Below are 2933 nucleotides of genomic sequence, written 5' to 3'. Positions count from 1 at the left end.
GAGAAGGTCGGCGCGCACGACGACTTCTTCGCCCTGGGCGGCGACTCCATCCTGGCTCTGCGTACTCTGCCCCGGATCGAGGCCCGGTTGGGCACGGCCCTGGACCGGCGAGTGCTGTTCACCCTGCCTACCCCTGCACTGCTGGCGGCCCGGGCCACCGAAACGGCGGCCCCCGTCCGGCCCGTCGTGCGCACCGACAGGGAACGTCCTCTTCCCTTGTCCGCGGCGCAGCGCCGCCTGTGGTTCCTCTACCAGCACGGCCCGGGCAGCGTCGAATACTACACCGGGTCCGCCTACCGGCTCTCCGGCCGGCTCCATGTCCCGGCGCTGCGGGAAGCCCTCGTCGAGCTCCAGGGGCGACACGAGATCCTCCGCACCACCTACGCCGACTCCGAGCAGGGGCCCGTCCAGTCGGTCCGCCGCCCATGGTCCGGGCACGAGCTGTTGTCCCAGCTCGAGCTGGACGGAAATGACCAGAACCGCCAGGAACGGCTGACGGAAGTGCTCACCGCCGAGGTGGAGCGACCGTTCGACCTCGTGGAGGGCACCCCCTTCCGGGCCCTCCTGGTCCGGCTCGCCGACGACGAGCACGTACTGGTGCTGAGCATCCATCACATCGCCTGCGACGGTTGGTCGGTGGACGTCCTCACCCGGGACCTGGCCGCGCTCTACCGGAACGCGTTGGAGGGCCGACCGGGTGAGGAGCCGGGACAGGACCGGCTGGACTACGCGGACTTCGCGGTCTGGGAACAGGACCGCTGGAGCGGGGAGGAGGCACACGAGCGCCTGGAGTACTGGCACCGTGAGCTGGCGGAAGCACGAGCACTGGAGATCCCCACGGACCGGCCCCGCCCCGAGGTCCGCACCACGGCGGGTGCTGTGCACCGCATGGACCTGGGACCGGAAACGACCCGAGCTCTCGAAGAGCTCGGACGCCGGCGTGGGACGACCCTGTTCACCACGCTCACCGCACTCACCCAACTCCTGCTGTCCACCGCTTCGGGCAGCCAGGACGTCACGCTCGGCGTGGCCTCGGCCGGGCGTGAGCACCGCCAGATCGACGACATGGTCGGCTTCTTCGTCAATTCCGTCGCGATCAGGTCACGGATCGCGCCCGCCTCCACGCTCGAGGACTTCCTGGAGCAGGTGCACGGGACCACCACCTCGGCACTGGACCACGAACTGCCCCTCGACCTGGTCGTGGACGCGGTCATGGACGAACGCGACCCGAGCCGCACCCCGCTCTTCCAAGCCCTCATGGTGCTCCAGAACGCCCATTCCGGGGATCTCGTCCTGCCTGATCTGAACGTGCGTCCCGTGGACCTGCCGCGCACCTCGTCCCTGTTCGATCTGGTCTTCGAGTTCACGGAGCGGGACGGCGGGCTGCAACTGTGCCTGGAGTACAACACCGATCTCTACGACGGCGCCCGGATCACCGCACTGGCCGAAGGCCTCCGGAGCATCGCCGACCTGATGGGCACTGCCCCCGATCTGCCGGTGTCCCGGCTCGACATCCGCACGGAGGAAGAACGCCGTGCCTTGCTCTCCTGGCAGGGAGAGAGCGCCGAAGGGCCCTCGGCCACGGTTCCCGAAGTGTTCGCTGAGCAAGTGCGCAACCACCCCGAACGAACCGCTCTCCTCGGCAACGACACGGAATGGACCTACGCCGACCTGGACCAGCAGGCCGAGAAGATCGCCGAACACCTACGCGCCCACGGCGTGGGGCACGAATCCCGCGTGTTCCTGTCCATGCCCCGCTCACCACGTGTGGTCGCCGCCATGCTCGGGATCCTCAGGGCGGGAGCCACCTACGTCCCCCTGCACGAGACCGTCCCGGCCGAACGGGTAACCGCGCTGGCCACCGACAACGGCGTCCACACCGCCATCGCCGATCCGGCCGTGCTGGAGCTCTACGCTCAGGCCCCCGTCACCGTGCTTCCTTACGGACCCGACGGCATCACGGCCCCGGCCCAGAACCGGCCGGTCCTCCGCGACCACGCCCAGGAGCAACAACTGAGCCGGCCGCACTCGGCTGCCTACGTGATGTTCACCTCCGGCTCCACCGGCAGACCCAAGGGCGTGGTGGTCGACCACCGCAACATCGTGGCCCTGACCCGCGACACCCGCTGGACAGACGCACACGAACGCGTCCTGTTCCACTCCCCGCACGCCTTCGACGCGGCCACCTACGAGATCTGGACCCCCCTGCTCAACGGCGGGACCGTGGTGGTGGCCCCCGAACAAGGCATCACCCCCGAGATGATCCGCTCGGGCGTGGACGAGCACGCGATCACCGCAGTGTTCCTGACCACGGCCCTGTTCAACCTCTTCGCCCAACAGGACCCCGCCTGCTTCTCGGGACTGCGCCAGGTGTGGACCGGTGGCGAGGCCGCCGATCCGGCCTCCTTCACCCGGGTCCTGGACACCTGCGCCGACACGGAGATCGTGCACGTCTACGGCCCGACCGAGACCACGACCTTCGCCACCTGCACCCCCATCGGCCCCGAACTCGCGCACCGGGGCAGCTGTCCCGTCGGCCGTCCCATGGACGGCACCGGCACCTACGTGTTGGACGGTGCTCTGCGACCGGTCCCGGCCGGTGTGGTCGGCGAACTCTACATCTCCGGCAACGGCGTGGCACGCGGCTACGACCGGCGGCCGGAACTGACCGCGCAGCGGTTCGTGGCCGACCCCTTCGGGTCCGGCGGGCGCCTCTACCGCACCGGGGACCTCGTCCGCTGGCAAGGCGACGGCCAGATCGAATTCATCGGCCGCGCCGACGACCAGGTCAAACTCCGGGGCCATCGCATCGAGCTCGGAGAGATCGATGCAGCCCTGCTGCGTCGGCCCGAGGTCGCCGAGGCAGTGGTGCTGGTGCATCGCTCGGCCTCCGGCGGCCGACAGCTGGTCGGTTACGTCGTGGGCCCGAACGG

Annotated in this window: 1 protein-coding gene; it reads left to right on the top strand. The window is 69.6% G+C overall.

Translation table 11 applies throughout. The features are described 5' to 3' along the window. The coding region (locus tag D473_RS0123720) for a non-ribosomal peptide synthetase (RefSeq protein ID WP_017611532.1) at window positions 1-2933 on the top strand (2933 nt) is incomplete at both ends.

Source organism: Nocardiopsis xinjiangensis YIM 90004, from assembly GCF_000341145.1.
Taxonomy (GTDB): Bacteria; Actinomycetota; Actinomycetes; order Streptosporangiales; family Streptosporangiaceae; genus Nocardiopsis; species Nocardiopsis xinjiangensis.
The sequence above is the reverse complement of the archived record's forward strand: the minus strand, read 5'-3'. Positions and strand labels throughout refer to the sequence as shown.